Source organism: Streptomyces virginiae, assembly GCF_000720455.1.
GTDB classification, from domain to species: Bacteria; Actinomycetota; Actinomycetes; order Streptomycetales; family Streptomycetaceae; genus Streptomyces; species Streptomyces virginiae.
The window spans coordinates 64058-89073 of the sequence record NZ_JOAK01000003.1 but is presented as its reverse complement, the minus strand read 5'-3'; the positions used below and the strand labels follow the sequence as shown (position 1 = coordinate 89073).

Annotated in this window: 18 protein-coding genes; 11 read left to right on the top strand and 7 right to left on the bottom strand. The window is 74.0% G+C overall.

All coding sequences use genetic code 11. The features are described 5' to 3' along the window. Positions 1 to 7 precede the first annotated feature (7 nt). Entirely contained in the window at positions 8 to 694 is a 687-nt protein-coding gene (locus tag IG86_RS0105660; protein ID WP_030818683.1) for a uracil-DNA glycosylase, read from the top strand. Between the two features lie 96 nt (positions 695 to 790). Next, positions 791 to 1705 (top strand): sirohydrochlorin chelatase, encoded by a 915-nt coding sequence (locus IG86_RS0105655; protein ID WP_030657561.1) that lies wholly within the window; start codon positions 791 to 793, stop codon positions 1703 to 1705. Between the two features lie 84 nt (positions 1706 to 1789). Here the strand turns inward: IG86_RS0105655 and IG86_RS0105650 are convergent, their stop codons facing one another. The 3 genes from IG86_RS0105650 to IG86_RS0105640 all read right to left on the bottom strand — a co-directional run bounded on the left by IG86_RS0105650 (position 1790) and on the right by IG86_RS0105640 (position 4902). After that, positions 1790 to 2854 (bottom strand): lactonase family protein, encoded by a 1065-nt coding sequence (locus IG86_RS0105650; RefSeq protein ID WP_030895137.1) that lies wholly within the window; start codon positions 2852 to 2854, stop codon positions 1790 to 1792. A gap of 54 nt (positions 2855 to 2908) precedes the next feature. Further along, positions 2909 to 4045, bottom strand: a complete 1137-nt coding sequence (locus IG86_RS0105645) for a nitric oxide synthase oxygenase (protein WP_030895134.1) — start codon at positions 4043 to 4045, stop codon at positions 2909 to 2911. A 269-nt stretch (positions 4046 to 4314) separates the two neighbouring features. Beyond that, positions 4315 to 4902, bottom strand: a complete 588-nt coding sequence (locus tag IG86_RS0105640) for a GNAT family N-acetyltransferase (protein ID WP_030818687.1) — start codon at positions 4900 to 4902, stop codon at positions 4315 to 4317. 140 nt (positions 4903 to 5042) lie between these two features. Here IG86_RS0105640 and IG86_RS0105635 point away from each other — a divergent pair, with 140 nt between their 5' ends. Then, the gene (locus IG86_RS0105635; protein WP_051784984.1) at positions 5043 to 7340 is read left to right on the top strand and encodes a HelD family protein; all 2298 of its coding nucleotides are present in this window, start codon (positions 5043 to 5045) and stop codon (positions 7338 to 7340) included. Here IG86_RS0105635 and IG86_RS0105630 read toward each other — a convergent pair. Beyond that, a complete protein-coding gene (locus IG86_RS0105630; protein WP_030895128.1) occupies positions 7330 to 8832 on the bottom strand; it encodes an FUSC family protein in 1503 nt (500 codons plus the stop codon). The genes IG86_RS0105635 and IG86_RS0105630 overlap by 11 nt on opposite strands. 369 nt (positions 8833 to 9201) lie before the next feature. Here IG86_RS0105630 and IG86_RS0105625 point away from each other — a divergent pair, with 369 nt between their 5' ends. Then, positions 9202 to 9672 carry a MarR family winged helix-turn-helix transcriptional regulator gene (locus IG86_RS0105625; RefSeq protein ID WP_030818690.1) on the top strand — a complete coding sequence of 157 codons (471 nt, stop codon included), beginning with the start codon at positions 9202 to 9204 and terminating at the stop codon, positions 9670 to 9672. A gap of 139 nt (positions 9673 to 9811) precedes the next feature. Then, a complete protein-coding gene (locus IG86_RS0105620) occupies positions 9812 to 12862 on the top strand; it encodes an AfsR/SARP family transcriptional regulator (protein WP_078905805.1) in 3051 nt (1016 codons plus the stop codon). Positions 12863 to 13050: 188 nt separating this feature from the next. Here IG86_RS0105620 and IG86_RS0105615 read toward each other — a convergent pair whose 3' ends face one another. Further along, positions 13051 to 13257 carry a hypothetical protein gene (locus IG86_RS0105615; RefSeq protein WP_030657546.1) on the bottom strand — a complete coding sequence of 69 codons (207 nt, stop codon included), beginning with the start codon at positions 13255 to 13257 and terminating at the stop codon, positions 13051 to 13053. A 199-nt stretch (positions 13258 to 13456) separates the two neighbouring features. On the opposite strand from IG86_RS0105615, the gene IG86_RS0105610 reads away from it, so the two are divergent. The 6 genes from IG86_RS0105610 (at position 13457) to IG86_RS0105580 (ending at position 22529) form a co-directional block, all read left to right on the top strand. Beyond that, positions 13457 to 15331 carry an AfsR/SARP family transcriptional regulator gene (locus IG86_RS0105610; protein WP_051785033.1) on the top strand — a complete coding sequence of 625 codons (1875 nt, stop codon included), beginning with the start codon at positions 13457 to 13459 and terminating at the stop codon, positions 15329 to 15331. A gap of 91 nt (positions 15332 to 15422) precedes the next feature. Next, complete coding sequence (locus IG86_RS0105600) at positions 15423 to 18713, top strand: non-ribosomal peptide synthetase (RefSeq protein WP_051784983.1); 3291 nt, start codon at positions 15423 to 15425, stop codon at positions 18711 to 18713. Positions 18714 to 18767: 54 nt separating this feature from the next. Beyond that, positions 18768 to 20168: a serine hydroxymethyltransferase gene (locus IG86_RS0105595; RefSeq protein WP_078848397.1), complete on the top strand. Its 1401-nt coding sequence runs from the start codon at positions 18768 to 18770 to the stop codon at positions 20166 to 20168. Continuing rightward, a complete protein-coding gene (locus IG86_RS0105590) occupies positions 20165 to 20854 on the top strand; it encodes a DUF2461 domain-containing protein (RefSeq protein ID WP_045936887.1) in 690 nt (229 codons plus the stop codon). Before IG86_RS0105595 ends, IG86_RS0105590 begins: the two co-directional genes overlap by 4 nt. Continuing rightward, a complete protein-coding gene (locus IG86_RS0105585) occupies positions 20851 to 21921 on the top strand; it encodes a threonine aldolase family protein (RefSeq protein ID WP_051784982.1) in 1071 nt (356 codons plus the stop codon). Before IG86_RS0105590 ends, IG86_RS0105585 begins: the two co-directional genes overlap by 4 nt. Positions 21922 to 21947: 26 nt before the next feature. Continuing rightward, a complete protein-coding gene (locus tag IG86_RS0105580; RefSeq protein ID WP_030818697.1) occupies positions 21948 to 22529 on the top strand; it encodes a GNAT family N-acetyltransferase in 582 nt (193 codons plus the stop codon). A 74-nt stretch (positions 22530 to 22603) separates the two neighbouring features. On the opposite strand, the gene IG86_RS0105575 is transcribed toward IG86_RS0105580, so the two are convergent. After that, a complete protein-coding gene (locus IG86_RS0105575) occupies positions 22604 to 23749 on the bottom strand; it encodes an acyl-CoA dehydrogenase family protein (RefSeq protein WP_030895111.1) in 1146 nt (381 codons plus the stop codon). Next, positions 23746 to 24936, bottom strand: coding sequence for an acyl-CoA dehydrogenase family protein (locus tag IG86_RS0105570; protein WP_051734455.1), 1191 nt, complete (start codon positions 24934 to 24936; stop codon positions 23746 to 23748). Before IG86_RS0105570 ends, IG86_RS0105575 begins: the two co-directional genes overlap by 4 nt. Positions 24937 to 25016: the final 80 nt, after the last annotated feature.

The following is a 25016-nucleotide window of genomic DNA, read 5'->3' as shown; positions in this document are numbered from 1 at the left end:
ATCCACCGTGGCAGCACGACCGTTGAACGAGATCGTCGAGCCGGGCTGGGCCCGCGCTCTGGAGCCGGTGGCGATGCAGATCGCCGCGATGGGCGACTTCCTGCGAGCCGAGATCGCGGCGGGGAGGACGTACGTCCCCGCCGGGGCCAATGTGCTGCGCGCCTTCCAGCAGCCGTTCGACGAGGTCAAGGTCCTCATCGTCGGCCAGGACCCGTACCCGACACCGGGGCACGCGGTGGGCCTGTCCTTCTCGGTGGCCCCCGACGTGCGGCCGGTGCCGCCGAGCCTGGACAACATCTTCCTGGAGATGCACCGGGACATAGGGACCGGCCGGCCCGCGAACGGCGACCTCACCCCGTGGACCCGCCAGGGCGTGCTGCTGCTCAACCGCTCGCTCACGACGGCGCCCCGCCGGTCGAACGCGCACCAGGGCAAGGGCTGGGAGGCGGTCACCGACCAGGCGATCCGGGCCCTCGCCGCGCGGGGCAAGCCGCTGGTCTCCATCCTGTGGGGCCGGGCGGCCCGCAACCTGCGGCCGCTCCTCGGCGACCTGCCGGTGGTGGAGTCCTCGCACCCCTCCCCCAAGTCGGCGGACTACGGCTTCTTCGGCTCGCGGCCGTTCAGCAGGACGAACGAGCTGCTGGTGGGCCAGGGTTCACAGCCTGTGGACTGGCGCTTGCCGTCCGTCAGTTGAGCGTATCTGCAATTCAACGGATAAATACGGACAGATGCGGCACGAGAAGGCCCTGCCCGAACACCTTGTTCCGATAAGCCAGTAGCATGCGGCGCCATGAGCTCCCCCACTGGCCCCGCAAATGGCCTGCCCGTACGAATGCCGCGACCCCGCCCGACCGGACGGCACCGCCGGCCCGAGCCCGCGGCTGCGCCCGAGGGCGCGCCCGCGCTGGTGCTCGCCGTGCCCGGTGCGCCGTCGGCCGCCTCGCGGGGGCTCGCGGAAGAGATCATCAGCATCGGCCGCTCCGAGCTGCCGGGCCTCGACGCCCGCATCGGTTTCCTCGAGGGTGACGACGCCTCCGAGTTCCCGTCCCTGTCCGGCGTGCTGAGCGCCATCGCGGCCGACCGGACCGCGCGTGCGGAGTTCGCGCGTGCCGCCGGTCACGAGGTGCCCGAGCAGACCGGCCCGGACGCCGTGGTCGTCCCGCTGCTGGCCGGTCCGGACAGCGACCTGCTGCGCCGGATGCGCCAGGCGCTGATGGACTCCTCCGCCGCCGCCGAACTGGCCGACGTCCTCGGCCCGCACCCGCTGCTGGCCGAGGGCCTGCACGTGCGTCTCTCCGAGGCCGGCCTGGCCCGCGCCGACCGCGCCCGCCTCTTCACCGTCACCACCGCCGCCGACGGCATCGTCCTGGCCACCACCGGTGGCGAGGAGGCCGTCCAGGCCGCCGGGATCACGGGCATGCTGCTCGCCGCCCGGCTCGCCGTGCCCGTCCAGGCCGCCGCGCTGGACCAGGAGGGCTCGGTGGCCGCGGTCGCCGAGCAGCTGCGCCGCGAGGGCTCCACGCAGCTCGCGCTCGCCCCGTACCTGATCGGCCCGGAGGCCGCGGACGGGCTGCTGGACACCGCCTGCAAGGAGGCCGACTGCGCCACCGCCGAGGTGCTCGGCGCCTACCCGGCACTCGGCAAGCTGGCCGTCGCGCAGTACACGGCGGCGCTGGGGATCCCCCAGGGCTCCCCTGCGCACTGATCGGCCCGATACGACGCGAAGGCCCCCGCCGACCCCGGTTTCCCCGGCGGGCGGGGGCTTTCGCGTCGTCCGGCCCGGATCCGCTCAGCCGAGGACCACACAGGTCGCGGCGGGCACGGGCAGCGAGCCCGCCCGGTGCGGCTGGCCGGTCAGCGGGTCCACGTCGAACCAGGTGACGTCGCCCGAGTGCTCGTTGGCCGCGTAGAGGCGGCTCCCCGCGCCGTCCACGGCGAGGTCCCGGGGCCACGCGCCGCCGCAGTCCACGGCGCCGGTGAGCCGCGGTTTCCCGGGCCCGTCGGCGAGCGACAGGGTGACGATCACGTCGGCTCCGCGGACTGCCGCCCAGACGAACCGCCCGTCGGGCGAGGCCACGACCGCCGAGGGGTACGCCCGTACGGCGCCTGAGGCGCCCGAGGAGACGACCGGAACCTCGCCGACCGGTTCCAGGTGCCCCGAGGCGCCGTTCCAGCGGCAGACGGTCACCTGCGGCTCCAGCTCGTGCAGGACGTAGACGGTGTCGCCCTCCGGGTGGAAGACCAGGTGGCGCGGCCCCGTCCCGGCGCGCAGCGGCGCCTCGGCGTGCACCCGCAGCTCGCCCGTGACGGCGTCCGGCGCGCAGACCCGCACCGAGTCGGTGCCGAGGTCCACGCTGAGCACCCAGCGGCCGGTCGGGTCGGGCAGCACCTGGTGGGCGTGCGGACCGGCCTGCCGTGCGGTGTCGGGGCCGGAGCCCCGGTGCGCCAGGACGCGGGCCGGGCCGTCCGGGCTGCCGTCGGCGGCCAGCGCGAGGCTGCTGACGCTGCCCGAGGTGTAGTTGGCCGTGAACAGGCGGCGTCCGGCGACGCTGACGTGGGTGGGGCCGGAGCCGCCGACGCGCACGGGGGCGCCCAGCGGGGCGAGGCCCTCGGCGGTGGGCCGGAAGGCCGCGACCTCGCCCCGCTCGGTCTCGCTCACCGCGTACAGGACACCGGTGTCCCGGGCGAGGGCGAGGTACGACGGATCCTCGGCGGTGGTGACCGAGAGCCGGGTCAGCGCCCCGGTCTTCGGATCCACGGCCGCGATGGTCACACCGCGGCCGCCCCCCGAGGTGAAGGAGCCGATGTAGGCCCGGTGTTCGCCGCTTCGGTCCTTGCTGTCGGCGCCGCCCACAGGAACCCCTCTCACCGCTGTCGGATCCGTCCGGAGCCGACGGTAACAGAAGGTCTAGACCAAATCCCGTCCCTGGGCCCGTTCCCGCGCGCCGGAGTGGTGGACGTAGGCCGTGTTGCTGGGGCGGTCCTCGTAGGTGCGGTGGAAGACCGGGGTGGCCGAGCCGGAGATCGGCGGCACGATCCAGGACCAGTCCGCGCCCACCTCGCGCCCTTTGCGCTCCTCCCGTTCCATGTGGGAGAGGAAGCGCCGGGACTCGCTGTGGTGGTCGGCGATGGTGACCCCGGCGCGGTCGAAGGAGTGCAGGACCGCCCGGTTGAGCTCGACGAGGGCCCGGTCCTTCCACAGCGAGCGGTCGCTGGAGGTGTCCAGGCCCAGGCGGCGGGCGACGGCGGGCAGGAGGTTGTAGCGGTCGGTGTCGGCGAGGTTGCGCGCGCCGATCTCGGTGCCCATGTACCAGCCGTTGAAGGGGGCGGCCGGGTAGTGGATGCCCCCGATCTCCAGGCACATGTTGGAGATGGCCGGTACGGCGTGCCAGCGAAGGCCCCAGTCGGCCCAGCCGTCGCCGTCGGGGTGGTCGATCGGCACCTCCAGGACGGCGTCCGCGGGGGTGTCGAACCACCGCGGTTTGTCGTCGACGCCCTGGACCACCAGGGGGAGGAGGTCGAAGGGGGTGCCGGCGCCGCCGGACCAGCCGAGCTGGAGCAGGGCCTCGGTCAGCGGGGCGTTGCGGGCGTCGCCGACGGTTATGGAGGGGTGGTCGCCGTAGCCGGCGTACCTGACGAGCTGCTCGCTCCAGATCACCGGCCCCGGCCGGTCCGGGGTCTCCGGGGCGAAGACCGTGATGGTGGGCCTGACGCGGCCGCCGTTCGTCGCCTCGCGCAGGTGGTCGAAGCATTCGGCGGCGATCGCGTCGGCGTCGGTGAGCCCGCGGCGGTCGCGGACCCGCAGCGAGTTCCAGTACAGCCTGCCTATGCAGCGGTTGCTGTTGCGCCAGGCCACGCGCGCTCCGTGGACCAGCTCGGCGGGCGTGTGCACGTAGGTGCCGGTGTCCGCGAGCTCCGCCCTCACGGCGGCGAGCCGGGCGCGCGGATCACCCGCGCCGGCGTTCTCCCGGTGGAAGAGTCGGATGAACTCCTCGGCCGCCTGCCACACCTGTGCGGTGGTGGAGCGCTGTTGAAGAATTTCCATTCCGGCGGGTTACCCCCTGTCCGACCAGATCCACCCTGTACGTGCCGGATGAATGTGCAGTAAACAATTACCCGTTGTACCTGCCGCAGGTCAGCGGCGTGCGGCAGGAGCTCCCGGAACACTCCTCCGGGTGATCCTCATGGATCGGGCTGCGGGCAGGGGGCGTGAAGGCGTACGATCCGGCGCGTTCGGGGAACTGACGGCGTGTCGGGCGCCCCCGCGCACGGACTGCGCGGGCCCCTGTACGCGGGTCGTGCGGGTGCCGCGGGTCAGGGGCAGGGGCGGCTCATGAACAGCGCCCGCTCGCCCGCGGAGGGCGTGCCGCCGTAGAGGGCGGTGTCGAGGCCGCACAAGGTGAATCCCATGCGCCGGTAGGCGTGCACGGCCGGGGCGTTGACCGAGCTGACCTCCAGCCAGAGGTGCTCCGCGCCCCGTTCGCGGGCGAACTCGGCGGCGTGTTCCATCAGGGCGCTGCCGATCCCGCGGCCCCGGTGGCCGGGCGCGACCTCGATGTCCTCGACGGTCAGCCGCCGGTTCCACGCGGCGTAGCCGACGGCGGCGAACCCGCACAGCACCTCGCCGTCGAGGGCCACGAAGGTGCGCACGTCCGCGTCCACGTCGGGGCCCCGGGCGCCGGCGAACCCCTGCTCGTCGTGCTCCTCGGGCGGGAACGCCTTGTGTACGGGCGGGTCGACGGGGACCTCGCGGAGCAGGAAGCCCCAGCCGTCGCCGGAGGCGGTCACCTCGAAGACGGTGGGGGTGGTGAAGGAGCTGTCCAGGGCCTCGATGGCGGCCGCGTCCTCGGGGCGGGCGAGGCGGTAGACGATTCCGCCGGCCGGGCCGTGTGGGGTGGTCATGAGATCCACCGTACGCAAAAAATCCCCCGGCCGAATTCGCTGCCGAGGGAGGAGAAGGCGTATATTGAATAGTTCGCGACTTCACCTTGGGCGAGAGCGCGAAAAGCTTACGAGGACACTGTATCGCGGCGGGAGTGCAATTGTCAACCGAGGAATTCCGGAAAGAGCAGCAATTCATCACCGATCTCTATCGGCGCCTCGACGACCTGCGCGACCAGGCCGAACAGGCGGTCGAAGGGGCATTGCGGGACGTCGGAACAGGCTTTCAGGCACGCCTGGAGCGCGATGTCATGGTGGCCGAGCAGTCCGGTCTGCTGTCCGCCCTGAATGCCGGTGAGAACGGCCTCTGTTTCGGGCGTCTGGAGTTCTCCGACGGCGGCGACCACCACATCGGCCGCATCGGGATCCGCGCGGACGACACGGAACGCACCCCCCTGGTCCTGGACTGGCGGGCCGAGGTCGCCCGCCCCTTCTACCTCGCCACCGGACACACCCCCATGGGGCTGCGCCGCCGCCGGCACATCAGCAGCCGGGGCCGGGTGGTCACCGCACTGCACGACGAGATCCTCGACCTGACCGACGCGGAGCGCACAGGCCACGAGGGCGCCGACGCGGACGCCGTACTGCTGGCCGCGCTCGACGCCGCCCGGACCGGCCGCATGCACGACATCGTGCGGACCATCCAGGCCGAGCAGGACCGGGTCATCCGCTCCACGCACCGCGGGGTGCTGGTCGTCGAGGGCGGGCCCGGCACCGGCAAGACCGCGGTCGCGCTGCACCGCGCCGCGTACCTGCTGTACGCCCACCGCCAGCTGCTCGCCAAGCGCGGCGTGCTGATCGTGGGCCCGGGTCCGGCCTTCCTGGGCTACATCGGCGGGGTGCTGCCGGCGCTGGGCGAGACGGGCGTGCTGCTGTCCACCCCGGGCGAGCTGTTCCCCGGGGTCCACGCCACCGGCACCGACCGCCCCGGGGCCGCCGCGGTGAAGGGCCGCGCCTCGATGGCTCGGGTCCTCGCCAGGGTCGTGGCCGACCGGCAGCGCCTGCCGGAACACGTGCCGGCGGACACCGGCGAGGAGTACGACACCGTCCCCGAGGCCGCGCTGGAGATCGACCACGACGACTACGGGACCCTGCTGCTGGACCGCACGATGGCCCACGAGGCGCGGGACCGGGCCCGGGCCACCGGGCTGCCGCACAACCAGGCGCGTCCGGCCTTCGCCTTCCGGATCATCGACGCGCTCACCGCGCAGCTCGCCGACCGCCTCGGCGCCGATCCGTACGGCGGTCCGAACCTGCTCGGCCCGGACGACGTCGCCCAGCTCGGCAAGGAGATCGCGACGAGCCGCGCCGTGCACGCGGCCATCGACTCGCTGTGGCCCTCCCTCACCCCGCAGCGGCTGATCGCCGACTTCCTGGCGGACCCCACGCACCTGCCCGCGGACGAGGCCCGGCTGATCCGGCGCGCCCCCTCGGCCCGGCCCGACTGGACCCCGGCCGACGTACCGCTCCTGGACGAGGCGGCCGAGCTGCTCGGCGAGGACGACAGCGCGCTGCGCGCCGCCGAGGAGCGGCAGCGGCAGCGGCGCATCGCGTACGCGCAGGGGGTGCTGGACGTGTCCGCGGGTTCGCAGTCGTACGAGTTCGAGGACGAGGAGAACGAGTACCTCGCGGCGCACGACATCATCGACGCCGAGAGGATGGCGGAGCGCCACGAGGAGGCCGACCACCGCAGCACCGCCGAGCGTGCCGCTGCCGACCGCACCTGGGCCTTCGGGCACGTGATCGTGGACGAGGCGCAGGAGCTGTCGGAGATGGCGTGGCGGCTGCTGATGCGGCGCTGCCCGACCCGTTCGATGACGCTGGTCGGGGATCCGGCGCAGACCGGCGACGAGGCGGGCTGCGGGTCCTGGGAGCGGATCCTCTCGCCGTACGTGGGCGAGCGCTGGGAGCTGGTCCGGCTCGGGGTCAACTACCGCACGCCCGCCGAGATCATGGAGGTGGCGGCGGCCGTGCTGCGGGAACGCGATCCCGGCTTCGAGCCGCCGCGTTCGGTACGGTCCACCGGGGTGCGGCCGTGGGCGCGGGCGGCCGGGGACCTCGCGGGGGCGGTCGCGGAGGCCGTGGAGCGGGACCGGCCGGCCGAGGGACGGCTCGCGGTGATCGCGCCGCGGGAGCGGCACGCGGCGCTGGCGGCGGTGCTGCCGGGGGTACGGGAGGGCGCGGAGCCCGATCTGACCCAGGAGGTCGTCCTGCTGGATCCGCGGCAGGCCAAGGGGCTGGAGTTCGACACGGTGATCGTGGTGGAGCCGGCCGGGTTCGAGCCGAGCGACCTGTACGTGGCGCTGACCCGGGCCACCCAGGCCCTGGGGGTGGTGCACAGCCCCGGCCGGGCGCCCGCGGGGCGGGCGGCGGCCTGGGGCGGGCTGCTCAGGCGCTGATGACGAACGGCGCCTTCGGGTCGCTGCCCAGCGGGGTGGCCAGCTCGGTGAGGGCCCGCTCCAGGCCCTGGAGGTGGGCGAGCGCGGGCTCGGCGGTACCGACGGGCGAGGCGGCGGTGCCCGCCGCCTCGGGTCCTTCGAGCTCCCGCTCGCCCGCGGTCAGCGCCTGTACCGCCGCCTCGACGCGCCAGCAGGCCGCGGCGAGGCGGGCGTCGCGGCCCGCGTCCGGGTCGGCGGCGACGGTGACCAGGCCGCGCACCTCGCGGGCGCAGTCGTCGAGCAGGGCGATGACCTGGCCGGCGCGGGCCTTGCGCGCACGGAACGGGCTGAGCGGGTGGACGAGCGGCGCGAGCGCCATCCGGACCCGGGCCAGCAGGGTCTCCAGCTCCGCGGCGTGCGGGGCGGGATCGGCCGTCGGGGAGCCGGCGAGGCGGGCGGTGGCCTGGGCGGTGGCCGCGTGCACGCAGTGCAGGGCGCGCTGGATCCAGGCGTCGTTGGTGGCGTGCGTGGTGACCGGCAGGACGAGCACGACGGCCAGCGCGGCGCACGCGGCGCCGACGGCCGTCTCCTCCAGGCGCAGCACGAGCAGGCCGGGGTCGAGCACGCCGAGGAGGCCGTAGAGCAGCCCGGCCATCAGCGTGACCGCGAGGATCATCCAGCTGTACGAGACGGCGGCCGTGTAGAAGATCCCGAAGACGCAGGCGGCGACGAGGAGGGCGGTGGGCAGGGGCGCACCGTCCAGCGGGATGGCGATCAGTACGCCGGCGGCCACGCCGACGACGGTGCCGAGCACCCGGCGGAAGCCGCGGACCAGCGTCTCGCCGCGGGAGGCGGTGTTGACGAAGATCCACCAGGCGGTGCCGACGGCCCAGTACCAGCGGTCCTCGGAGAGCGCCTGGCCGACGGCGAGGGCGACGGCGCAGGCGGCCGTCGCCTGGAAGGCCTGGCGGGTGGTGTGTCTGGCCAGGCCGCGGCCGGGCAGCGGCGCGGGGGCGGCGGGCGGCGGGGTGCGCCGCTCGATGGGCCAGAGCAGGAACCGCACGGCGGCGGACGCGGCCAGGGCCAGGCCGACGGCGGCGTACAGCTCGGGGAGCTGGGCGGGCAGTGCGTGCAGGAACTGCGTGATGAAGAAGTTCATGAACGCGAAGATCCCGAGCGCGTGTCCGCGCGGGCCCCAGCGGCGGGCGTAGACCCCGCAGAAGACGACGAGGACGAAGGCGGCGTCCCGCAGCGGGGTCATCCCGTGCAGGGCGGTGGCCAGGGCCAGGACCGGGAATCCGGCGGCGGGCAGCAGGGCGGTGGTGACGGCCTGGCGGCGCACGGTCGGGTCGGTGACGGTGAAGAGCGCGAGCAGGGCCGCGAGTCCGCCGGTGATGGAGGCGGTCAGGGAGAGACCGCACAGTTCGGCGAGGGCGACGGCGGCGCCGACGCCGATCACCGCGCGGGCCGCGTTCCTGAGCCTCAGACGCCCCGGATCCGGAGCTACGAACATCCTCTTCACAGCGGTGTGCCGCCCCCCTGGAGTGGTGCGCGCCGGGCCGGCGCCGCCCGGGGGTGGTGGGCGGCGGACGGGCACGGCGAAGGCGCCGCGCTCCGGAACCGGCCTCGTTGCCGTCCGGCGCTGCGCGGCGCCGTAAGTACATGGATACGACACAGATAAGCACCTGGCGGCCCACTGGCTCAACTCGACCCCCGCGACCAGGGCCATTGGCCCACCTACTGGGGAGTTCTGTAGGCCATGGTCCTGCCAACGGACCAGTCCGGCCCGGCACCTCCGCTCCGGCCCCGCACGACTCTCGTCCGCGTGACCACGCGCTGTTATCGTGCAGCGACCCGGAAGACGTACGGAAGGGGACCGGCGTTGACGCGTACAGCGGAGTCCGGGGAGGCCGAGGCGTTCAGCCGGGCCGCCGTGGCCGTCTTCCGGCTGAACGGCCGGTTCACCGCGGCCGTCGACCGGCTGACGCTGTCGTTCGGTCTGAGCGCGGCGCGCTGGCAGGTCCTGAGCACGGTGACGGACGAGTCCTTGTCCGTCTCCGAGGTGGCCCGCCGGGTGGGGACCACCCGGCAGAGCGTCCAGCGCATAGCGGACCTGCTCGTACGGCAGGGGCTGGCGCTCTACCTGGACAATCCGGCGCACCGGCGGGCGAAACTGCTCGCCGCCACCGAGCGGGGCGCGGCCGCGAAGCGGGAGATCGACTCCTGTCTGGCCGAATCGGCCCGGCACCTGTGCGCGAGCCTGGGCGGCGAGGAGGAGGTACGGCGAACGGCCGAGATCATTCGGGGGCTGTCGGGCGCGCTGTCCTCGCTCGGCACCGGCGACTCTCCGTGAGGAGCCCGCTCGGCCCTACCGCTATACGGACAAGATGGCCGGAAACAGCCGACGTTTTTCCCAAGAGTTGACTGCACCGAGGAATCGTCTTTGCGGTACCGTTCGCGCCTGACGCGGGGTTTCAAAGGCGGGGGACCTGTTGAATCGGTTTGTCTTCAGACTGCTGGGGCCACTGCTCGTCCAGGCCGATGACGGCCCCTTGCGCATCAACGGCCGGCGCCAGGCGACGGTCCTCGCGATGCTGGTGCTCTATGCCGACCGCGTCGTCTCGGTGGACACCCTGGTGGACGCCGTCTGGCCGGATTCACCTCCCGCGACGGCACGGAACCAGATCGCCATCTGCGTGGCCACCCTGCGCAAGACCTTCAAGCAGGCCGGGGTGACCGATCTGCTGATCACCTCTCCCCCGGGCTACCTGCTGGCCAAGGGTGAGCACCGCGTCGACGTCCAGGAGTTCCTGGAGCGGGCCGACCAGGGCCGCGACGCCGCCCGGCACGGCCGTACCGAAGAGGCCTGCACGCTGTTCGAGGAGGCGCTGAGCATCTGGCGGGGCTCGGCCCTCGAGGAGACGCCCGGCTCCCGGCTGGAGGCCGAGGCGACGCGGCTGGAGCAGATGAGGCTCACCCTCGTCGAGGAGCGCGCGGGGCTGATGCTCCAGCTGGGCCGCCACCGCGCGCTCATCGGCGAGCTCACCGAGCTGGTGGCGCGGCACCCGCTGCGCGAGCAGTGCCGGGAGCACCTCATGCTGGCCCTGTACCGGTCGGGCCAGCGGGCCGAGGCCCTCGACGTGTTCCTGACCGGCCGCCGGTTACTGACCGAGCAGCTCGGGATCGAACCCGGTCCGGGGCTGCGGCAGTTGCACGACCTGATCCTGCGGGACTCGCCGGAACTGACCCGGCCCCCGGCCGTGGTCACCCCGGCGCCGGCCGCCGTGCACACGATCCCGGCCCAACTGCCCGCGGGAGTCATGGCGTTCACCGGGCGGCAGCGGGAGATGGCCTCGCTGGACCGGCTGCTGAAGGAGCCGTACAACCCGCACACCCCGGCGCTGGCGACGATCGTGGGCGTGGGCGGCGTGGGCAAGACGGCGCTGGCGGTGCACTGGGCGAGCCAGGTCGCGGACCAGTTCCCCGACGGCCAGCTCTTCGCCGATCTGCGCGGCTACGACGAGGAGCAGGCGCCGGTGTCCCCCGCCGCCGTGCTCGACCGCTTCCTGCGCGCCCTCGGGATCGCCGCACCCCAGGTCCCGGCAGACCCCGACGAGCGGGCCTCGCTGCTGCGGAGCCTGCTGAGCACCCGCAAGACGCTGATCGTCCTGGACAACGTGCGCTCCTTCCACCAGCTCAGACCCCTGCTGCCCGGCGGCGGGCGCAGCGTGGTGCTGGCCACCAGCCGGGAGAACCTGGGCGACCTCACCGGGGACTACACGGCGCTCAGCATCCGGCTGCGGATGCTGGAGCCGACCGAGGCGACGGCCCTGCTGATCAAACTCGCCGGGGCGGACCGGTTCGGCAGCGACCCGGTGGCCGTGGAGCAGCTCGGCGCGCTCTGCGACTGCCTGCCGCTGGCGCTGCGGATCGCCGGGGCCCGGCTGGCGGCCAAGCCCAACCTGAGCGTGCGCAGTCTGGTGGAGCGGCTGCGCGACCACCGGTCCCGGCTCGACGTGCTGAGCCCGGGCGAGGGCGGGGTGCGCGCCGGCTTCCGGCTGACCTACCGGGACCTGCCGGCGGAGGCGGCCCGGATGTACCGGCGCCTCGGGCTGCTGCGCACGGCGGACTTCGCGGCCTGGGCGGGGGCGGCCGTGCTGGACACCAGCGTGTGGCACGCGGAGGAGCTGATCGACCACCTGGTCGACGCCCAGCTGCTGGAGGTGGCCGAGGCGGCGCCGGGCCGGGCGGCCCGCTACCGCTTCCAGGACCTGCTGCGGCTCTTCGCCCGGGAGCGGGCGGAGGCGGACGAGCCGGAGGCGGAGACGGACGCGGCGCTGGAGCGGGCGTTCGGCGCGTGGCTGTGGCTGGCCGAGGAGGCGCACCGGCGGATCGACGGACGGGACTTCCCGGTGGGCCGGCCGGCGGCGCCCGCCCCCGGCTTCCTGGGCGAGCTCGCCGACGAGCTGCTGGGCTCGCCGATGGACTGGTTCGAGTCGGAGCGCACCGCCGTGACCGACGTGGTGGCGCAGGCGGCGGAGACGGGCCGGGCCGGCTACGCCTGGATGCTGACCGAGAGCGCGGTGCCGCACTTCGAGACGAAGAACTACCTGGAGGACTGGCAGCGCAGCGCCGAGCAGGCCCTGGCCTCGGCCCGGCGGGCCGGCGACGAGCCGGGCGAGGCGACGATGCTGCGGCTCCTGGGGTCGCTGGCGATCTACCAGCGGCGCTACGAGCAGGCCGAGGGCTGGAACATGGCCGCGCTGCGGCTGCTGCGCACCACCGGTGACCTGGGCGGGGCGGCGCTCGCCCAGCGGAACCTGGCGATGTGCGCGCGGTTCCAGGGCGACTGGGAGCGGGCGCTGGAGTACTGCGAGGCGGCGCTCAGCGGTTTCCACGCGTCCGGTGACATCGGCAACGAGGCCCATCTGCTGGGTTTCCAGGCGCAGATCGAGCTGGACCGGGGCAACGTGGGCGGCGCGCTGCCGCTGGCGCAGGAGGCGGTGGCGCTCAGTCGGCGTACCGGCTCGGTGCGGGCGGAGGCCCAGAGCGTGTACCGGCTGGCCGAGGTGCGGCTGCGCGCGGGGGATCTCGGCGAGGCGGCCGAGGCGTTCGGCGCGGTGCTGCGGCTGACCCGCGGTGAGGGCGACCGGGTCGGTGAGGCCCATGCGTTGCGGGGCCTCGGGCAGACGCAGTGGAGCCAGGGCCTGCTGCAGGCGGCGGGGGAGACGCTGCGGCAGGCCCTGGAGATCACTGATGAACTGGCGGACCGGTTCCTGTCCGCCCGGGTAGAGACGGACCTCGGGTGCGTGGACGCGCTCGGGGGCCGCTGCGGGGAGGCGGCGGAGAGGTTCCGGCGGGCCTGTGCCGGCTTCGGCGAGGTCGGCGCGCAGCCCTGGCGGGCGCAGGCGGGCCGGTTGCTGGCGGCCGTGCAGGATGCGGGGGGTGGTGAGGCACCGGGCGGTGGGGGGCCCGGAGGGCTGCCGCATCGTTCCTTCACTCCGGAGGAACTGACGGAGCTGCTGGCGCATCCGGCGAACTGACGCCCGTCCGGTACGGCTCGGGCCGCGGCGGTGGAATGCGCGGACGTGCGGTGCTGCTGTGCTGCTGTGCTGCTGTGCTGCTGTGCTGCGGGTTTACCGGGTGCGGATCCGCGATGGTGCGGTGGTCCGGTCCGTGGTGGTGCGGGCGGAGCGGAGCGGCGCGTAGGTGGGGGGGCGCCGGCGGACGGTCAGCCCCAGGGCATGTCGCCGTTCGTGCCGGCGGAGCCCGGGTGCGAGGGGTGCAGCGGCTTGACGACTCCCCAGGGCATGTCGTCCGCCTGGACGCTGGTGCTCGCCGGCGCCGTGAGGGCCGTGGCCGCCCCCGTGCCCACGAACATACCCGCAAGAACGACCAGGCAAGCGGCCGTCGTCTTCGCCGTCCGGGTGCTGCGCATCTCGGATTCCCCTCTCGGTGGATCATCACTGCCGCTCGCTGCGGCACGAATGGAACAGTAGGGACGGCTCCTTTCTCTTCCGTGTTCCATCGATTTCGTGACCCCGGCCCCCCTCGAAATCGCCACGATATCGAGGGGACAACGGGCTCCTCTAGCTTCGTTCGAAGATTCTTCTCAGGAATCACGGATGGGGCGGTACATGGAATTCCGAGTGCTCGGGCCAGTAGAGGTACGGCGGGACGGCCACCGGGTCGCGTTCTCCGGGGCGAAGCTGCACACCGTGCTCGCGGCGCTCCTCCTGGCCCGCGAAGAGGTCGTGTCGGACGAACGGCTGTGCCGGCTGCTGTGGGGCTGGGCGCCCCCGGCCACCGTCAGCGCACAGCTCTACACCTATATTTCGCGCCTGCGCAAGATTCTCGGCGCCGAAGTAATGATCGATCGCAGACCGCCTGGATATGCCATGAGCATCGGTAATGCGACCGTCGACCTGAACGAATTCGAGAAGCTGGCGCTCGCCGGCCGCGAGGCACTGATCAAAGAGGACTTCGAAAGGGCCGGTGAGCTGCTGCGCGACGCCCTGGCCCGGTGGAACGGGCAGCCCTTCGCGAACGCCACGGAATACCTCGCCGACGCCGAGGCCCCGCGGCTGACGGAGGCGCGGGCCGTCACCCTGGAGCACCGCATCGCCGCGGACCTCGCCCTCGGCCGGCACGAGCAGATCACCGGTGAACTCACCGGACTGGTAGCCGAGTTCCCGCTGCGCGAGCGCATCCGGTGCCAGCTGATGACGGCCCTGTGCCGGTCCGGCCGGCAGGCCGACGCCATCCACCTCTACCACCACGGACGGGCGGTGCTCGCGGACGAGCTCGGGGTCAATCCCGGCGAGGAGCTCCAGGCCACCTACCGGGCGCTGCTCGACGGCACGCTCGACCGGTGGCCGGGCTCCGCCCCCGCCGCGCGCGCGGGCGCCCGGCCGCGGGCCGCCGGCCCGTCGGCCGGGACTCCGGCCATGCTGCCCCCGGACACCGTCGACTTCACGGGACGGGGGCCGGAGCTGGAGCTGGTGTGCCGCGCCCTGACCCCCGACGGGCAGGGCGCCGGACGGCCCCGCCGGGTCCTGGTCACCGGCATGGCGGGGCTGGGCAAGACCGCACTGGCCGTCCACGCGGCCCACCGCTGCCAGCGGCACTTCCCCGACGGGCAGCTGTACGCCGACCTGCGCGGCCCGGACGGCACCCCGCAGCACCCGGCCCGGGTACTGCGCCGTCTGCTGCGGGCGCTGGGCCCGACGGACGACGTACCGGTCACCGACGACCAGGACCAGCTGGTGCGCCTCTACCGGGAGCGGACCCGGGGCAGGCAGCTGCTCATCGTGCTGGACAACGCCTCGGGGGCCGCCCAGCTGGGGCCGCTGCTGCCCAACACCCCGGAGCCGGCCGTGCTGGTGACCGGGCGTACGGCCCTGCCCACCGTGGCCGGAGCGCACACCGTGGCCCTCGCGCCCCTGGAACCCCGGGACTCCCTGGACCTGCTCGCCGCGGCGGCCGGTCCGGCCCGGGTGGCGGGCGCTCCCCGCGCCGCGACCGCGATCGTCGAGCACTGCGCGGGCCTGCCGCTGGCGCTGCGGATCGTCGGGACCCGGATCGCGGCCCGGCCGCACTGCACCCCCGACCGGCTCGCCCGCCGGCTGGCGGATCCCGTCACCCGGCTGCGGGAGCTGCACTCCGGCGACATGGACGTGCACACCTCCCTGCTGCCGTCCTGGCGTGCGCTGGAGCCCGAGGTGCGGGCGGTGTTCCCGGCGCTGGCCGCGCTGGGCCCGGAGCCGTTCCCGGCCGCCGAGGCGGCGACGGCGCTGGACCTGGCGGAGGCCGAGGCCGAGCGGCTGCTGGAGGCGCTCGCCGACGCGGCCCTGCTGGAGGTCAGCGGCGCGGACGAGTGGGGGCAGCCCTGCTACCTGTTCCACCCGCTCGTACGGCTCTTCGCGCTCTCCCTGGAGGAGGGGCGGGCGGCGGTGCCCGGCGAGCGGGCCGGCCGCACGGAGCATAACCGGCGGCTAACTCACCGCCCCTAGCCTCGCCCTGCCCCGCAGCAGGGCGTCCCGGCCCGTACCCATCCCGAGCACGCACACGCCAACGGCCCGTAACACCGAATGGAGTTGGACCATGACCGAGCTCCTGCCCGCTCGCGCGGACAGTGCCGCGTCCTTCCCGATGACCGAGACGCAGCAGGCACTGATGATCGGGCGAGGCGAAGCCGTCGAGATGGGCGGCATCGGCTGCTACGGATACTTCGAGTGGGAGCGCGCGGACCTCGACCCCGAACGGTTCGCCGACGCCTGGCGCAAGGTGGTCGCCCGGCACGACATGCTCCGCGCGATCGGCGGCACCGACGGCACCCAGTGGGTGCCGTCCGACCCGCTGCCGTTCGCGATACCGGTCGTTGACCTGACCGGCCTGTCCGCCGACGCCGCCCGGGAGCACCTCGCCGCGCTGCGCGAGGAGATGAGCCATGTGGTCTTCCCGGTCGGCAGCTGGCCGCTGTTCGACCTGCGGATCGTCCGGCTGGGCGGTCCGGAGAACCTCGGCCGGGTGCACCTGGGCATCGACCTGCAGGTGCTGGACGCCTCCAGCGCCTTCCAGGTGCTCTTCCCCGAGCTGGTCGACCTGTACGAGGACCCGGACGCGGAACTGCCGGAGCCCGGCATCGGCTTCGCCGAGTACGCCCGCTGGCGGGCCGACGCCCTGCCGCACACCGAGGCCTTCCGGGCCGCCCGCGACTACTGGGTGCAGCGCGTGCCCACCCTGCCGCCGGCCCCGTCGCTGCCCACGGGCGGCCCCGCCGGGGACACCGGCGAGGTGCGCTTCGACCGGCGCGAGCACCGCCTCTCCCCCGCCGACTGGCAGCGGTTCACCGAGCGGGCGCACGGGGCGGGCCTGACCCCGTCGGTGCTGCTCACCGCGGCCTTCGCCGAGGTGGTCCGGGCCTGGGCGGAGGAGTCCGACTTCACGATCAACTACCCGGTCTTCCAGCGCCCGGCGGTGCACCCGGACATCACCGGCGTGCTCGGTGACTTCACCAACGCGGTGATGCTCGCCGCCGACGGTTCGGGGGCGACCTTCCTGGACCGTGCGCACGCCCTGCGCGACCAGCTCGCCCGCGACGTGGAGCACGGCTCCTTCAACGGTGTGCGCGTACTGCGGGAGCTGACGCGTCTGCACGGTGTGGGCGCGCAGGCCGGGATGCCCGTGGTCGTCACCAGCCTCCTCGACTACCCGGTGCGCCGGCCCGTCACGGACCTGGGCCGGGAGGTGTACTCGATCTCGCAGACCCCGCAGGTGACCCTCGACGTGCAGCTGCGCGAGCTGGCCGGCGAGCTCCGGGTCATCTGGGACTTCGTCGACGGCGCGTTCGCGCCCGGTTTCGTCGACGCCGCCTTCGGCGTGTACGTGGACCTGCTGGCGCGGCTCACCGACGACCCGGACAGCCTGCACACCGCTCGCTTCGACCTGATCCCGCCGGCCGAGCGGGAGCTGCGCCGGCAGGTCAACGACACCTCCGGGCAGATCCCGTACACCACCCTGCACGAGCTGTTCGCCCGGCAGGCCGACCTCACGCCCGACGCCGAGGCCGTGGTGGACGCCTCCGGGCGGCGGCTCAGCTACGCCGAACTGGCCTCGTACGCCTGGCGGATCGGGCACACGCTGCGCGAGCACGGGGCGGCCCCGGGCGAGCTGGTCGCCGTGGTGATGGAGAAGGGCTGGGAGCAGTACGCAGCGGTGTACGGGATCCTCGCCTCCGGCGCCGCCTACCTGCCGCTGGACGCCTCCGTGCCGCCGGAGCGGCTGCGCCGGCTGCTCGCCGAGGCCAAGGTCGACCGGATCCTCACGCAGTCCTCGCTGGACTCCCGGATCAGCTGGCCGCCCACGGCCCGCCGCTACCGGGTGGACAAGGACTTCGAGACCGGCGCCGCCACCCGGCCCGACACCGCGCAGACCCCGGCGGACCTCGCGTACACGATCTTCACCTCGGGTTCGACGGGCGAACCCAAGGGCGTGATGGTCGACCACATCGGTGTGGTCAACCTGATCCGCGACGTCGCGGAGCGCTTCGAGGTCGGCGCGCGGGACCGGCTGCTGGCCATCTCGGGGCTGCACTTCGACGCCTCGATCTACGACGTCTTCGGGGTGCTCACGCAGGGTGGGACCGTGGTGGTGCCGCCGCCGTTCGAGCACGCCGAGCCCGACGTGTGGGCGGATCTGGTGCAGGCGGAGCAGGTCACGCTGTGGAACTCCGTGCCCGTCCTGATGGAACTCCTCGTCGGCGAGGCGGAGGTGCGCGAGCGGCGCGGGGGCGGCCGGCCGCTGGAGTCCCTGCGGCTGTCGGTGCTCTCCGGAGACTGGATCCCGCTGACCCTGCCGGACCGGCTGCGGGCGCAGAGCCCGCGGATCCAGGTCGTGGGGTCGGGCGGCCCCACGGAGACGATCTGCTGGTCGCTGTTCCAGCCGATCGGCGAGGTCGACCCGTCCTGGACGAGCATCCCGTACGGCAAGCCGATCACCAACCAGCGCTACTACATCGTCGACGGGGCGTCGTACGAGCGACCGCTCGGTGTCGTCGGCGAGATGGCCGTGGCCAGCGACGTCGGCCTCGCGCTCGGCTACTGGAACGACGCCGAGCGCACGGCGAGCCGCTTCGTGCGCCTCCCGGAGACCGGCGAACGCGCCTATCTGACCGGTGACCTGGGCCGGTACCTGCCGGACGGGAGCATCGAGATCCTGGGCCGGGACGACTTCCAGGTGAAGATCCAGGGGCACCGGATCGAGCTGGGCGAGATCGAGGCCGTGCTGCGCCAGGACGCCGAGGTCGAGGCGGCCGTGGTCGTGGCGCCCGCCAGCGCCCACGGGGTACGGCGGCTGCACGCCTTCGTCGTGGCCGGGCCCGGCTCGGACGCCGGCGCGGCGGACCGGGTGCTGGAGCGGCTCGCCGCGCAGCTCCCCGGCTACATGGTGCCGACCGCGATCACCGTGCTGGACGAGCTGCCGCTGACCCGCAACGGCAAGGTCGACCGGCTGCTGCTGGCCTCCTCCGCGGGGAGCCGGCAGTCCGCCGACGACGCGGCCGTGCGGGACGCCGGTGACGGGCCGGGCAGCGCGCTGGAGCTGGTGCTGTGCGCGGCGGTCGCCGACATCCTCGGCCTGGACGGGGTGGCTCCCGGCGACAACTTCTTCACCCTGGGCGGCGATTCGCTCAGCGGGACCCGGCTCGCGGGACTGCTCAAGGAGCTGCTCGGGGTGCCGGTGCCCGTCAAGACCGTGTTCCAGACCCCGGTGGTCCGCGAGCTGGCCGAGAAGATCGCCGCGGACGAGCAGCACGGCGCGGAGGCGGTCGCGGCAGCCGAGGCCTTCGGCGAGCTGGAGGCCGACGGGACGGACACCGCCGATGCGGACGGCTGAGGACACCGCCCGGTTCAGCACGGCCATCACGGACGATTCCGAGAGGGGACAGTCATGAGTCTCACCCTGCCCGCGCCCGTCACCGGTCCACTGGACGAGGACGGGCTCCCGGACGGCGCACCGCCGGCGCCCGCGCCGGACCTGGTCGATTTCGCCGCGCACGCCAACACCCGGCTGAGAGAACGCGATTCCGTCCTGTACGACCTGCTGGCCCGGGAGTCGGCGCGCCAGCGCGACACCCTGATGATGGTGGCGGCGTCCAGCGTCGCGGACCCCTCCGTGCTGGCCTGCGAGGGCAGCGCGCTGGGGAACCTGACCGCCGAGGGGTACCCCGGCAACCGCTACCACGCGGGCTGCGGCGTCGCCGACGAGATCGAGCGCCTGGCGATCGAGCGGGCGTGCGCGGCCTTCGGGGCGCAGGACGCGATCGTGCAGCCGCACTCCGGGTCGTCCGCGAACCTCGCCGTGATCACGGCGCTGCTGAGCCCGGGCGACAGCCTGCTCGGTCTCGACCTCGACTGCGGCGGCCACCTCACCCACGGCTCCCCCGCCTCGGTGACGGGCCGGTACTACCGCGCCCACGGCTACCGGGTGACGCCGGAGGGGCTGCTCGACTACGACCAGATCCGTGAACTGGCGCTGGAGCACCGGCCGAAGCTGATCGTGTGCGGGGCGAGCGCGTATCCCCGCAGCATCGACTTCGCCCGGTTCCGGGAGATCGCGGACGAGGCCAACGCCTATCTCATGGCCGACATCTCGCACATCGCGGGACTGGTCGCGGCCGGCCTCCACCAGAGCCCGGTCGACCACGCGCACGTGACCACCACCAGCACCTACAAGCAGCTGTACGGGCCGCGCGGCGGGCTGATCCTGCTGGGCCGCGAGGCCCGCAGGGCGGGCCCCGAGCGCGGCACCCTGGCAGCCACCCTGCGCCGGGCGGTGTTCCCCTTCACCCAGGGCACTCCCGACCTGGCGTCGGTGGCGGCCAAGGCCCGCGCGCTGGACTTCGTGGCCAGCCCCGACTTCGCCGAGGTCGCCAAGCGGCTGGCCGACGGTGCGCAGGCGATCGCCGAGCGGCTCCTGGACCGGGGCTTCCGGCTGGTCACGGGCGGCACGGACACCCACATGGTGCTGCTCGACCTGCGCGGCACCGGCGTCACCGGGGACGTCGCCGAAGAGGCCCTGGAGTCCTGCGGGATCGTCGTCAACCGCAACCGCGTCCCCGGGGACACCACACCGGTCCGGGTGACGGGGGGCTTGCGGCTGGGGACCAACACGCTGGCCGCGCGCGGGATGGACCGGACGGTGGCCGCCGAGTGCGCCGACCTGGTCGCGGACGTGCTGGCGGCACTCGCCGCGCCCGGCGGCGTGCTGCCGGACGCGCTGCGCGACCGGGTCCGCACCCGGGTCTCCGAGCTGTGCGCCGCCCACCCCCTGCCGGGGTACCTGCCGTGACCTTCAGCGGCTTCCCGCCCTCGGCACTGCGCCTGTACGAGGACCTCGCGGCCGACAACAGCAAGGAGGCGTGGCGGCTGCGCCACCGCGAGCGGTACGAGCGTGACGTGCGTGCGCCGATGGACGAGCTGGCCGCTGAACTGGGCACGTTCTTCGAGGAGTGGGCCGGGCCGGCGGGGGTGCAGGTGCTCGGCCCGGTCCGGGACACCCGGATGTCCCACGACAAGTCCCCGTACAAGACCTACCAGGGCGCCTATCTGGACCTGCTGCCCTGTCTGGGCCTGTGGGTGCACCTGGACCGGGACGGGCTGTACGCCTCCGGCCGCTGGTACCCGTACGCCGGGGCCGAGGTCGCCCGCTACCGCGCCGCCGTCGAGGAGGAGGACGGCGGCGCGGAGCTGGCGCTCATCACGGGCCGGCTGGCGCGGGCGGGCTTCGTCCTGGGCGGGGACCGGCTCAAGTCCCGGCCGCGGGGCGTGCCCGCGGACCACCCTCGGCTGGACCTGCTGCGCCACCGCAAGATCGACGCGGGGCGCCGCTACGGTCCGGCCGCGGGCCTGCACACGGCGCGCGCCGGGGAACTCGTACGGGAGACCTGGCTGCTGGTACGGCCGCTGCTGGACTGGATGGCGGCCCGTGAACTCACCCCGAAGCCCCGAGAACGAGGAGTTGACGACCCGTCATGACCACAGGTGGTTGCGGCATCGCCGATCTGCGCAGCGACACGGTGACCCGGCCGGGGCCCGGGATGCGGGCCGCGATGGCCGGCGCGGAGGTCGGTGACGACCTCTTCGGGGAGGATCCGACCGTCCGCGCCCTGGAGGAGCGCCTCGCCGGGCTCTTCGGCTTTCCGGCGGCGCTGTTCACGCCGTCCGGGGTGATGGCCAACCAGATCGCGCTCCAGCTCCTCGTCGCTCCCGGCGAGGAGCTGGTGTGCGACGCCGAGGCGCACGTCCTGGCCCACGAGGAGGCCTCCCCGGCCCGCTACGGCGGGATCCAGACCCGTACGGTGACGGCCGAACGGGGGGTGATCACCCCGGCCCTGCTGGCGGGGGTGCTCCGGCGGGGGAACGCGTACACCCTGGGCACGCGCGCGGTGGAGGTGGAGCAGACCCACACCCGGGCCGGCGGTACGGTCCACCCGCTGGACACGCTGCGGGCGGTGCGCGAGCTGACGTCCGTCGCGGGCGTGGCGGTCCACATGGACGGCGCCCGGATCTGGAACGCGATGGCCGCGACCGGGACGCCGGCGGCGCGGTACGGGGCGACCGCCGATTCGCTGTCGGTGTGCCTGTCCAAGGGGCTGGGCGCACCGGTCGGTTCGGTGCTGCTGCTCCGGTCCGAACACCTGCCCCGGGCCAGGAAGCTGCGGCACGGACTGGGCGGCGGCATGCGGCAGTCGGGCATCCTGGCCGCTGCGGGGCTCTACGCCCTGGACCATCACGTGGAGCGGATCGCCGAGGACCACGACCACGCCGGGCTGCTGGCGGCGGGGCTGCGGGACGCGGGCTTCCCCGTGCGCCCGCCCGAGACCAACATCGTCCTCGTCGGGGTGCCGGGCGCCGACGAGGTCGTCGCACGGGCCGCGAAGGAAGGAGTGCTGGTGACCGCCCCGGACCCGGATACCGTCCGGCTGGTCACCCATCTGGACGCAGGACGCAAGGCGTGTCGGCGCGCCCTGGAGGTGCTGACCGCCGTTATGACCGATGTCGTCGCCGGAGCGCGTGAGAGCGCGCCGGCGGGACGTTCGTAAGAAGCGGAAGAGAGCGAAGTAGCAGCATGAGTTTAGAAGTCCGGCCCGCCACGGCGGATCTGTGGGACGACGTCCGCCGGGTGCTCCAGCCGAAGAAGAGCGCCCACACGTGCTGGTGCATGGCGTGGCGGCTGACCACCGGCGACTACGGGCGGATGACCGCGGAGGAGCGGGGCGAGCACCTGCGCACCCTCACGGAGAAGGCCGATCCCCCGCCGGGGGTCCTGGGGTTCCTGGACGGCGAGGTGGCCGGCTGGTGCAACGTGGCGCCGCGCCGCCAGCTGGACCGGCTCACCTCCTCGAAGACGATCACGCCGGTGGACGACGTGCCCGTGTGGTCGGTGACCTGTTTCGTCGTGCGCAAGGAGTTCCGCGGGAAGGGGGTCGCCTCGGGTCTGCTGGAGGGGGCCGTCGAGCACGCGCGGGCGAACGGCGCGCCCGCCGTCGAGGGCTATCCGGTGGATCCCGAGGGCGGCAGGGTGAACCCGACCCTCGCCTACGTCGGGACGATGGACATGTTCGAGCGGGCCGGCTTCCGCCGGATCCAGCGCACCGAGGCGAAGAGCGACAAGCGCCACCGCTGGATCGTCCGCCGCGACCTGGTCTGACCGTCGCCGCCGGTAGCGATGCCCAGGGAAGGGGCTCACGCACTGCGGGGGCCCCTTCCCTCGTGCGGGGCGGGTCAGGGGGTGTGCGCCGCGGTGTCCCACAGCTGGGCGGGACGCCCGCAGCGCAGGGCCTCCCATGCCGCGCGGCGGTAGCAGCCGGCCACCAGGCCGTCCCGGACGAGACCGGAGGCGCCGTGCAGGTGCACCGCGTCACGTGTCACGTCGAGGGTGGTCTCGGCCGTGAGGGCGATCAGCCCGGCGGCCTCCCCCGGGGTGAGCCGGCCCTCGTCGAGGTCGCGTGCGGCGTCGCCGACGGCCCAGCGGACGGCGTCCAGCCGGGCCAGGAGCCCGGCCACCCGCAGCCGGGGTCCCTGGTGCTTGACCAGGGCCTGGCCGAACTGCTGGCGACCGCGGATCCGGGAGACGACCGCGGTCAGGGCGGCCGCGGTGATCCCGGCCAGCAGCGATGCCTGGTGGACGGCGGCGCGCAGGCCGACGCGGGCGAGGGCGTGTTCGGCGGCGACCCCGCGCAGCAGCACCGATCCGGCCGGGATCCGTGCCTCGTCGAAGACGGCTCCGGCGACGGCTCCCCCGCCGTGGTCGCGCAGCGGGCGTACGGTGACGCCCGCCGTGGGCAGGTCGACGAGGGCGACGCAGGGGCCGTCGGGGCCGCTCGCCAGGACCAGCAGGGCGTCCGGCCCGACGCCGGCGGCGAACGGGCCGCCGGTGCCGGTGAGGACGACGCCCGCGCCGTCGCCGTCGGGTTTCCAGGCGATGCCCGGCGGCACGGCGCCGCGCGGGTCGGGCAGCCGGCCGGGGACGGCCAGCTGGAGTTCCCCGGCGCGCACCCGGTCGAGCCGGTCGTCGGTGCCCTCGGGGGCGAGGGGGCCGAGTGCGGAGAGCACGTCGAGCGCGAGGAGGGTGTCGGCCAGCGGGACGGGCTGCATCGCGTTGCCGGCCTCCTCGCAGACCATGGCGAGGACGGCCTGGCCGAGGTCGAGGCCCTCCTTCTCGATGGGCAGGGCGAACTCCCAGGCCCCGACCTGGGTGAGTGCCTCCCAGGCGCCGGCGGGGGTGTCCCCGTCGACCTCCAGGCCCTGCCGTACGGTGAGCCGGAGCTGCCGGAAGAGCGAGTCCTCGTCCTCCCGCTCCCGCCACCGCTCGGGCGCCGCGCCGGCCGCCCCGTCCGTACCGCTGCCGTTGACCGCGTGGGTCGTCATGGCCGTACCTCCGCCCCTGAGTCGAGACGCAGCCGGGCCAGCGTCTCCAGCATCATTTCGGCGGTGCCGCCGGATATCCGCATCCCCGGGGCTTCGCGCATCGCCGAATCGAGTGGGTGTGCCACCCCGTCGACCTCCGGGTCGTCGAGGGTCATGCTGGTGTCGCCGTCGAGTTCGGCGGCCCACCAGGCCACCTCCGCGGCGAGTTCGGTGGTGTACCACTTCGCGGCGGCGGCCTCGTCCTCGTTGAGCTCGCCCCGGTCGAGGCGGGTGAGGACGCGGCGCACGAGGGTGCCCGCCGCGAGGAGCCGGGCGTTGAGTTTGGCCAGGCCGATCTGGTCGTGCTGGCCGGCCTCCAGCCGGTCGGTGTGGGCCTCCAGCCGTTCGACCGCGGCCCGGTACCAGCGCAGCGCCTTGACGTAGTAGTCGAGGCCGGTGCGTTCGAAGGCCAGTGTCTTGACGACGATCGCCCAGCCCTGGCCGATGCCGCCGACGACGTCGTCGGCGGTGACGGCCACGCCGTCGAGGGCGACCTCGTGGAAGGCGTCGTCGCCGATGCCGGGGATCTGCCGGATCGTGACGCCGGGCTGGGCCAGGGGCACGAGGAAGAGGCTGAAGGCGTCGTCCTCGCCGCGGGCCAGGCACAGCCCGTAGTCCGCGAAGCGGGCGAAGAGGGAGTGGACCTTGGTGCCGTAGAGCTTGTAGCCGCCCCTGCCGTCGGAGACGGCGCGGGTGGAGAGGATGTTGAGGTCGGAGCCGGCCTGCGGTTCGCTGAAGAGCACGCAGCCGAAGGAGGTGCCGTCGGCGAAACCGGGCAGGTGGCGCGCCTTCATCTGCGGGCTCGCGACGTTGAGCAGGGTGGAGCCGACGATCTGCACGGTGAGGGTGTGCAGCAGGTCGGGGACGTCGTGCATGGCGAGTTCCTCGACCAGCACGGCGGCCGCGACCTGGCTGACGCCGCGGCCTCCGTACTCCTCGGGCCACTGGGGGGCGAGGAGGCCCCGTTCGCCCAGGGCCCGGTGGATGGGCCGGGGGTCCCGGGTGCGCCGGGCCTCGGCGACGGGGGCGGACACCAGGATGTCGTGGATGTCCTCGCGCAGGGCCCGCATGGGGGTGCGGGGCACGCCGGCCCCGCTCCGTACGAGCCCGCAGTCCGCGGGCGCGCGGTAGAACTCGGTGGTGAGCACGGGCAACTCCCTAGGCGGGTCTGGGTGGGTCCGGGTGGGGATCGCAGGGCGGGGGGGCCGGGGCGCGGTGGCCCCGGCCC